Raw genomic sequence first — 8403 nt, 5'->3', positions numbered from 1 at the left:
CGCTGACGTGCAGCCGCACGGATCGCCGTACAAAGGCGAGGGCCGCCGTCTTGGCGGTCTGGGGTCTACGACGCCGGAGCGGTGGCTGGATCGCGGCGGGAGGGGTGCTGCTGACCCACGGGGCGCTGGGGCTGGCGTACAGCGCGGTGCGGCCGTTGGACTGAGGGCGCCGCTGACGTGCAGCCGCACGGATGCTGCACGGATCGCCGTACAAAGGCGATGGGCGCCCGTACCGGGAACGGCCCGCTCTACAGGTCGTCGTCCTCGTCGTCCAGTCGGGCCAGCCATGTCGCCAGCCGCTCCACCGGTACTTCGAAGTCCGGGTTCAGGTCGACGAAGGTGCGCAGCTGCTCGGCCAGCCACTCGAAGGTGATCTCCTCCTCGCCGCGCCGCTTCTCCAGTTCTTCGATGCCTCGGTCGGTGAAGTACATGCAGTGAGGATATGTCGTGCCCGCCACGCGCGTTGTGCGGGCGGGCGGGCGTACGCCGAAGGCCCGGCCCCGAGTCGACGGACTCGGAACCGGGCCTCGCGATCAGAGCCGGGCAGCGTCTCAGGCGTCGAACACCTCACGCACCAGCTGCTCCTGTTCGGCCTGGTGCCGCTTGGCGGAGCCGACGGCCGGGGACGAGCCGTGCGGCCGCGAGATGCGACGCAGACGCTCGCCGTGCGGGACGTCGGCGCCGACCGCCAGGTCCAGGTGGTCGATCAGGTTGAGCGCGATGAACGGCCACGCACCCTGGTTCGCCGGCTCTTCTTGGGCCCAGAGGTACTTCTCGGCGTTCGGGTACTTCTTGATCTCCGCCTGGAGCTCCGCACCCGGCAGCGGGTACAGGCGCTCGATGCGGATGATCGCCGTGTCCGTGACGCCGCGCTTCTTCCGCTCGGCCTCAAGGTCGTAGTAGACCTTGCCGGCGCAGAAGACGACCTTCTTGACGGCGGCCGGGTCGACCGACGCGTCGCCGATGACCGGCTGGAACTGGCCCGTCGTGAACTCCTCCGCCTTCGAGGCCGCGGCCTTCAGGCGCAGCATCGACTTCGGGGTGAAGACGACCAGCGGCTTGTGGTGCGGGTTGTGCACCTGCCACCGCAGGAGGTGGAAGTAGTTCGACGGCGACGTCGGCATGGCGACCGTCATGTTGTTCTGCGCGCACATCTGGAGGAAGCGCTCCGGGCGGGCCGAGGAGTGGTCCGGACCCTGGCCCTCGTAGCCGTGCGGCAGGAGCAGGACGACGCCGGAGGTCTGGGCCCACTTCTGCTCGGCCGACGAGATGAACTCGTCCACGACCGTCTGCGCGCCGTTGACGAAGTCGCCGAACTGCGCCTCCCACATCACGAGCGCCTCGGGGCGGGCCAGCGAGTAGCCGTACTCGAAGCCCATCGCCGCGTACTCGGACAGCAGGGAGTTGTAGACGTTCAGCCGCGCCTGGTCCTCGGAGAGGTACTGCAGCGGCGTGTACTCCTCGCCCGTCTCACGGTCGATGATCACCGCGTGGCGCTGACCGAACGTACCGCGCTGCGAGTCCTGGCCGGCCAGCCGGACCGGGACGCCCTCAAGCAGGAGGGAGCCGATCGCGAGGGTCTCGCCCATGCCCCAGTCGATGGTGCCGTCCTCGACCATCGACGCCCGGCGCTGCAGCTGCGGCAGCAGACGCGGGTGGGCGGTGATGTGGTCGGGGATGTTGACCTGGGACTCGGCGATCCGCTTGACGATCTCCGTGGTGATCGCCGTGCCGACGGCGACCGGGAACTCGGCCTGCGGGTCGGAGGGTTCCACGGTGGACGGCTGCGCGGTGGCCTCGCGGACCTCCGTGAAGACCTTCTCCAGCTGGCCCTGGTAGTCCTGCAGCGCCTGCTCGGCCTCTTCCAGGGTGATGTCGCCGCGACCGATGAGGGACTCGGTGTAGAGCTTGCGCACCGAGCGCTTCTTGTCGATCAGGTCGTACATCAGCGGCTGGGTGAAGGCCGGGTTGTCCGACTCGTTGTGACCGCGGCGGCGGTAGCAGATGAGGTCGATCACGACGTCCTTGTTGAACGCCTGGCGGAACTCGAAGGCCAGACGGGCAACGCGGACGACCGCCTCGGGGTCGTCGCCGTTGACGTGGAAGATCGGCGCCTCGATCATGCGGGCCACGTCCGTCGCGTACATGGAGGAACGCGAGGACTCCGGCGCCGCCGTGAAGCCGACCTGGTTGTTGATGACGATGTGGACCGTGCCGCCGGTGCGGTAGCCCCGCAGCTGCGACATGTTCAGGGTCTCGGCCACCACGCCCTGGCCCGCGAAGGCCGCGTCGCCGTGCAGGGCCACCGGCAGGACGGTGAAGTCCGTGCCGCCCTTGTTGATGATGTCCTGCTTGGCGCGGGAGACGCCCTCGAGGACCGGGTCGACGGCTTCGAGGTGCGAGGGGTTCGCGACCAGGCTGACCTTGATCTGCTCGCCGTCGAGGCCGGTGAAGGTGCCCTCGGCGCCCAGGTGGTACTTCACGTCGCCGGAGCCGTGCATCGACTTCGGGTCGAGGTTGCCCTCGAACTCGCGGAAGATCTGGGCGTACGACTTGCCGACGATGTTGGCGAGCACGTTCAGGCGGCCGCGGTGGGCCATGCCGATGACGACCTCGTCCAGGCGGGACTCGGCGGCCGAGTCCAGCACCGCGTCCAGCAGCGGGATGACGGACTCGCCGCCCTCCAGGGAGAAGCGCTTCTGGCCGACGTACTTGGTCTGCAGGAACGTCTCGAAGGCCTCGGCGGCGTTCAGCCGGCGCAGGATGCGCAGCTGCTCCTCGCGCTCCGGCTTGGTGTGCGCGCGCTCGATGCGGTCCTGGATCCACTTGCGCTGCTTGGGGTCCTGGATGTGCATGAACTCGACGCCGGTGGTGCGGCAGTACGAGTCGCGCAGCACGCCGAGGATGTCGCGCAGCTTCATCAGGGACTTGCCCGCGAAGCCGCCGACCGCGAACTCGCGCTCCAGGTCCCACAGGGTGAGCCCGTGCTCGGTGATGTCCAGGTCGGGGTGCTTGCGCTGGCGGTACTCCAACGGGTCGGTGTCGGCCATGACGTGGCCGCGGACCCGGTAGGAGTGGATCAGCTCGAAGACGCGGGCGGCCTTCGTGACGTCGTCGTCGTGCGAGGCGTCGATGTCCTTGAGCCAGCGGACCGGCTCGTAGGGGATGCGCAGCGCCTCGAAGATCTCGTCGTAGAAGTTGTTCTCGCCGAGCAGGAGGTTGGCGACCTGGCGCAGGAACTCGCCGGACGCTGCGCCCTGGATGACCCGGTGGTCGTAGGTCGACGTGAGCGTCATGACCTTCGAGATGCCGAGCTTGTTCAGGGTGTCCTGGGAGGTGCCCTGGAACTCCGCCGGGTAGTCCATGGAGCCGACGCCCATGATCACGGACTGGCCGGGCATCAGACGCGGCACGGAGTGGACGGTGCCGAGGCCACCGGGGTTGGTCAGGGAGACCGTGACACCGGTGAAGTCGTCCATCGTCAGCTTGCCGTCGCGGGCGCGGCGGACGATGTCCTCGTAGGCCTGCCAGAACTCGAAGAAGTTCAGCGTCTCGGCCTTCTTGATGGCGGCCACGACGAGCTGGCGGTCGCCGTTGGGCTTGACCAGGTCGATGGCCAGGCCCAGGTTGACGTGCGCCGGCTTGATCAGCGTCGGCTTGCCGTCCTTTTCGCCGAACGCGTAGTTCATCGTCGGCATGGCCTTGATGGCCTGCACCATCGCGTAGCCGATCAGGTGCGTGAAGGAGATCTTCCCGCCCCGGGCGCGCTTGAGGTGGTTGTTGATGACGATGCGGTTGTCGAAGAGCAGCTTCACCGGGACCGCGCGGACCGAGGTGGCGGTCGGCAGCTCCAGCGAGGCGTTCATGTTCTTCGCGACCGCGGCGGACGGGCCGCGCAGCGTCACGAACTCCGGACCGTCGGCGGACGCGGCGGCGGGCTCGGCCTTCTTCGGCTGAGCGGGCTGAGCGGGCTTCGCGGCCGGCGCGGGCGCGGCGGGCTTCGCGGCGGCCGGGGCCGGAGCGGCCGGGGCAGCAGGCGCGGCGGCCGCGGGCTTCGCAGCCGCGGGGGCCGGCGCGGGCACCGACGGGGCGGCCGGAGCAGCCGGGGCGGCGGGCGCGGGCTTGGGGGCCGTGGTGGTGGTCTCTGCGGCCCCCGCGGCCGCAGTACCCGCCGGCGCCGCGGCGCCTGCGCCGGGCTTGTAGTCGGCGAAGAAGTCCCACCAGGCTCGGTCTACCGAATTCGGGTCCTGGAGGTACTGCTGATAGATCTCGTCGACGAGCCACTCGTTCGGACCGAACGCGGCCGCGGGGTTCTTGCCCGCTTGGTCGGTGTCGGTCGAGATGCTCGAGTTACTGGGGGACTGTGGCGACACGGCGGCAACCGCCCTCTTCCGCTTCACAAGGTGATGGACAGCGGGAATAAAGGCTACGCCCCCATGGCCGGGAAGGTCAGGCCGGGCAAGGTCATCGTCGCGTAAGTCACATCAGAAAGTGTGTTTCGTGCCTGGAAATGGCGGGAAACAAGCGTGGTTCCGCTTCAGATGGGAAGGCGGGGACGCGACCTGGCGCTACGAATCCGCAGGTCTGGACCTGATCACACGTGTCCGCCTGCCGGGACCGACGTGGATCTTGTGGCTCCGTTTCGAACTTTACGTCAACTTTGAACTGACGGCTGCCCCGGGAGTGTGACGAGAATCCGGCAGCCCCGCTCGGATTCGGCCACGCCGATACGGCCGCCGTGCAGATCCACGGCCCAGCGCGCGATGGCCAGCCCCAGCCCCGTACCGCCGTCACTGCCCGGCCCGTGCGGGCGGCGTACCGCGCCCCGGTTGAAGCGCTCGAAGACCTTGTGCCACTCCGACTTCGGGATGCCCGGCCCCTCGTCCAGGACCTCCAGCTCCAGCGACTCCGGGTAGGACCCGCGCCGCGCCTTGACCGTCACGCGGCCGTGCGCCGGGCTGTGCTTGATCGCGTTGTCGATGAGGTTGGCGACGACCTGGTGGATGCGCTCGGGGTCGGCGTGCGCGGTCAGCTCGGGCGGGGAGACGTCGAGGTGCAGATGGACGTCCGTACGGGTGTGGCTGCCGGAGCCCGATGCCATGCCGCCGCGCGCGGAGGCGACCATGTTGGCCTCCTTCAGCACGCCGGACAGGTACGGCCAGACCTCGAAGCGCCGCATGCGCAGCGGTACGACGCCGTTGTCCAGGCGGGACAGGTCGAGCAGTGTCTCCACGAGCCGGCCCAGCCGCTCGGTCTGCTTCAGCGCGGTGCGCATCGTCTCGGGGTCGGCCTCGGCGATGCCGTCGACCACGTTCTCCAGGACGGCCCGCAGGCCGGCGATCGGGGTGCGCAGCTCGTGCGAGACGTTCGCCACCAGCTCCTTGCGCTGCTGGTCCTGGGCCTCCAGCTCGTCGGCCATCAGGTTGATCGTCTCGGCCAGGTCGCCCAGCTCGTCCCGGCGGTTCTCCCGCACCCGGCGGGTGTAGTCGCCCTGCGAGATGGACCGGGCCACCGTGTTCATCTCGTCCAGCGGCGAGGTGAGCGAATGGGCCACGAACTGCGTAATGAGCAGTGTGGCGATCATCGAGAAGACCGTGATGAAGCGCAGCTCCGTCTGGGTGCGCACCGCGATCATGGACAGGCCGGTGGTGATCAGCACCGCGATGACGACCAGCGCGCCCAGCTTGGTCTTGATCGAGAACGGACTTACGCCGCCCCAGGGCTCCCCGGGGCTGCTCCGCGGAGCCGGCCCGTCGCTCATGGCGTCGGGGTCTCCAGGGCGTAGCCCACGCCGTGCACGGTACGGATCCGCTCGGCGCCGATCTTCCGGCGCAGCGCCTTGATGTGGCTGTCGACGGTCCGGGTGCCGGAGGCGTCGGCCCAGTCCCACACCTCGGCGAGCAGCTGCTCGCGGGAGAGCACCGCGCGCGGGGTGTTCGCCAGGCACACCAGCAGATCGAACTCGGTCGGAGTGAGGTGAACATCCTCACTCCGGACCCGTACGCGCCGCTGCGCGTGGTCGATCTCCAGCTCGCCGAGCCGCAGGATGCCCGACCGCGGGGTCGTGGCGGCCAGCGCGGCCCGCTCGACTCGGCGCAGCAGCACATGCACGCGTGCCGCCAGCTCCCGCATCGAGAACGGCTTGGTCATGTAGTCGTCGGCGCCGACACCCAGCCCGACCAGCATGTCGGTCTCGTCGTCGCGCGCGGTCAGCATCAGCACCGGCACGGGCCGCTGGGCCTGCACCCGGCGGCAGACCTCCAGGCCGTCGAAGCCCGGCAGCATGATGTCGAGGATCAGCAGGTCGGGCTGCCAGGCCTCGGCCGTGTCGACCGCCGCCGGACCGTCGCCCGCCGTCTGCACGAGGAATCCCTCGGCGCGCAGGCGGGCCGCGATGGCGTCCACGATGGTCGGATCGTCCTCGACCACGAGGACCCGGCGCTGTGCGCCCGGGGTCGCCGCCGTGCCGTTGTGGGAGGTGTGTGTCTGCTCCATCGCCCGCCCCAAAGTTGCTTTCCGGAATCCGTGGGGTGATTCCTCTGACTGGCTATGCCTGCGCATGCTTGCGATTGACGCTTGAATGATCCGCGTCAGGTGAGCAGAGTACGGGGAGTCACCGCGCCACGGCTATCCAGGTCGTACGGCGAGGTGTACGACGTCCGGAACGCCCCGGGCAACGGGGATCTCTTCGGTACGCACCTGTTGGAATCCGGCATTACACAAGGTTTCTTCGAATTCCGGAGAGGGCTGGGCGGACCATACGGCCAGTACCCCGCCCGGCTCCAACACCCGTGCGCAGGCCGCAAGTCCGGCCGGTGAGTACAGGCTGTCGTTGCCCTCGGTGACGGTCCACCCGGGGCCGTTGTCGATGTCGAGGCAGAGGGCGTCATACGTGGCGGAAGTCTCATGTACGTACGCCACGAGATCAGTTTGCAGAATCTCGGTGCGCGGGTCGGCGAGGGCGCGGGCGGAGAAGTGCGACAAGGGTCCGTCAAGATGCCAGCCGATAATCGCGCTCTCGCGCTCGACGACGGTGATCCGTCCGGGGCGTGGATCGGCGGCGGCGTGTGCGAGCGAGAAGCCGACGCCGAGGCCGCCGATCAGCAGCCGCGGCCCCGGCCGGCCGGTTAGCGCGCCGAGTGCCGCGTCGACCAGCAGCCGCTCCGAACGCCCGTCGGAAGTGTCCATCAGGAAACAGCCGTTCGCGATGATCTGCAGCAGTGTGCCGTGCCGCCGCAGCACGATCTCGCCGTGGGGGCCTTCGTGACGGTCCAGGACTTCGGGGATGTCGTACGAAGTGGGCATCCGGCCATCCTCGCAGCTCCGAACCGTCCGCCCGAGGGAATTTCCGCGGAGTTGAGAGGTTCCTGAGAATCGGCTCCCAAGTGGCGCCGGTCACAGACACGCGGGGGTCGCAGGCGAAAGGTGGGGGAAACGGAAGGAGCGCCTCACCTTGGAGCGGACCGCGGTCGGGGGTGTGACGGGCTCGGTTCCGGAGTCCGGTGAGGCGGGCCTGCCCGATGTCGCCGGGCTGCTGGACGGGATGCCGCGGCAGCGCGGACCGGTGGGCGTCACCGCGACGAGCGCCATCGCGCCTCCGTCACCGACACCGGCCGCCTCCGAGGTCGGCGCGCCCGATCCCCGCCCCCGCGCCTTCCGTCCCTGGCGCCTGCTCCCCACCCCCATCGGCACCCCGTTCACCTTCGCCTACGCCGTCGTACTGACCGCCACCTCCCTGATCGCCACATACGCCGACCCGGCCCTCGTCCACGCCCTCCACCAGGGCTCCAGCACCGATGTGGCGCACCTTGTGCGCACGCCCGTGCTGGTGCTGCTCGCCAGCGCGCTGTGGATCGCGGGCGGGCTGGTGGCGCCGTACACCCTGTGCTTCCTGCTGGTGTCGACCGCGCTGGAGCGGCGTATCGGCGGTGCGCGCACGGCCGTTGTCTTCCTGGCCGGGCACGTCCTGGCCACCCTCGCGACCGAGGTCCCGGTGGGGCTGGCGGTGCTGGTCGGGCGCCTTCCCGACAGCTCGCTGCACCGCATGGACTACGGCGTGAGCTTCGGCGTCGCCACGAGCATCGGCGCGCTGGCCGGCCTGCTGCGGCCGTGGCTGCGGTGGCCCGTGCTGGTGCTGTTCGGCGGGATGCTGATCCAGGACCTGCTGAACCTCGCGGACCCGCTGACCAATTGGGGGCATCTGGCGGCCCTGGTCATCGGAGTCGGGCTGTGGCCGCTGGTGCGCCGCTGGAGCCGTGCGGACTCAGTCGGCCTCGGGCGACCGCATATACGGCGTGGCGCGCCATAAATCCCACGCCCCGCCACTCCGCTGACCCCGACCACCCCGACCACCCCACAGGCTCGCGAACTCGGTGCCCGCGCGGCGCAGCGTGTCGGTCGCCG

Annotated in this window: 6 protein-coding genes; 1 reads left to right on the top strand and 5 read right to left on the bottom strand. The window is 69.5% G+C overall.

Features of this window, described 5'->3' with window-relative positions:
- Positions 1-248: 248 nt before the first annotated feature.
- The 5 genes from ACZ7NC_RS10680 to ACZ7NC_RS10660 all read right to left on the bottom strand — a co-directional run bounded on the left by ACZ7NC_RS10680 (position 249) and on the right by ACZ7NC_RS10660 (position 7305).
- The gene (locus tag ACZ7NC_RS10680) at positions 249-431 is read right to left on the bottom strand and encodes a DUF6104 family protein (RefSeq protein ID WP_356575099.1); all 183 of its coding nucleotides are present in this window, start codon (positions 429-431) and stop codon (positions 249-251) included.
- 120 nt (positions 432-551) lie between these two features.
- A complete protein-coding gene (locus ACZ7NC_RS10675) occupies positions 552-4373 on the bottom strand; it encodes a multifunctional oxoglutarate decarboxylase/oxoglutarate dehydrogenase thiamine pyrophosphate-binding subunit/dihydrolipoyllysine-residue succinyltransferase subunit (protein WP_471486813.1) in 3822 nt (1273 codons plus the stop codon).
- Positions 4374-4654: 281 nt separating this feature from the next.
- On the bottom strand, positions 4655-5761 hold the full coding sequence (locus ACZ7NC_RS10670) for a sensor histidine kinase (protein ID WP_471486811.1): 1107 nt from the start codon (positions 5759-5761) through the stop codon (positions 4655-4657).
- A complete protein-coding gene (locus ACZ7NC_RS10665; RefSeq protein WP_003997964.1) occupies positions 5758-6495 on the bottom strand; it encodes a response regulator transcription factor in 738 nt (245 codons plus the stop codon). Before ACZ7NC_RS10665 ends, ACZ7NC_RS10670 begins: the two co-directional genes overlap by 4 nt.
- Before the next feature lie 132 nt (positions 6496-6627).
- The gene (locus ACZ7NC_RS10660; RefSeq protein WP_471486809.1) at positions 6628-7305 is read right to left on the bottom strand and encodes a spermidine synthase family protein; all 678 of its coding nucleotides are present in this window, start codon (positions 7303-7305) and stop codon (positions 6628-6630) included.
- Between the two features lie 148 nt (positions 7306-7453).
- On the opposite strand from ACZ7NC_RS10660, the gene ACZ7NC_RS10655 reads away from it, so the two are divergent.
- Positions 7454-8308: a rhomboid-like protein gene (locus ACZ7NC_RS10655; RefSeq protein WP_471486807.1), complete on the top strand. Its 855-nt coding sequence runs from the start codon at positions 7454-7456 to the stop codon at positions 8306-8308.
- Positions 8309-8403: the final 95 nt, after the last annotated feature.

This window comes from Streptomyces sp. NPDC111802, from assembly GCF_055634335.1.
The sequence above is the reverse complement of the archived record's forward strand: the minus strand, read 5'-3'. Positions and strand labels throughout refer to the sequence as shown.

Excerpts from the sequence above, each read along its gene's own strand:
- ACZ7NC_RS10665 (WP_003997964.1), bottom strand. The coding sequence starts at position 6,495 with ATGGAGCAGACACACACCTCCCACAACGGCACGGCGGCGACCCCGGGC.
- ACZ7NC_RS10660 (WP_471486809.1), bottom strand. The coding sequence starts at position 7,305 with ATGCCCACTTCGTACGACATCCCCGAAGTCCTGGACCGTCACGAAGGC.
- ACZ7NC_RS10680 (WP_356575099.1), bottom strand. The coding sequence starts at position 431 with ATGTACTTCACCGACCGAGGCATCGAAGAACTGGAGAAGCGGCGCGGC.
- ACZ7NC_RS10670 (WP_471486811.1), bottom strand. The coding sequence starts at position 5,761 with ATGAGCGACGGGCCGGCTCCGCGGAGCAGCCCCGGGGAGCCCTGGGGC.